This window comes from Salegentibacter maritimus, from assembly GCF_016236915.1.
In the GTDB taxonomy this organism is placed as follows: domain Bacteria; phylum Bacteroidota; class Bacteroidia; order Flavobacteriales; family Flavobacteriaceae; genus Salegentibacter; species Salegentibacter maritimus.
The window spans coordinates 1-248 of the sequence record NZ_JAEHOK010000074.1 but is presented as its reverse complement, the minus strand read 5'-3'; the positions used below and the strand labels follow the sequence as shown (position 1 = coordinate 248).

Sequence of the window (248 nt, the reverse complement as noted above, 5' to 3'; positions counted from 1 at the left end):
CCAACTGAACAGTTATCAGTAGCCGCCGGAGGTACAATTTCTATCATCGCCCCACAGGTATCTGCATCTGCAGTAGTATTGATAGCTTCCACAGCAGCAATTACCGGCGCCTGGTCGTCAGTTACCGTTACGGTTTGTATTACGGGTTCAGCTTCGTTTCCATTATCATCTGTCACGATCCATGTAATATTGGTGGTTCCCACGGGGTATTCTGCATCTAATGGCTGGTTATCATCCCTTGTTCCGTT

1 protein-coding gene is annotated in these 248 nt (G+C 47.6%); it reads right to left on the bottom strand.

Annotated features, from left to right (window positions below; all coding sequences use genetic code 11):
• Window positions 1-248, bottom strand: a 248-nt coding sequence (locus I6U49_RS17345; RefSeq protein ID WP_198629706.1) for a hypothetical protein, incomplete at both ends; no start/stop codon positions are given.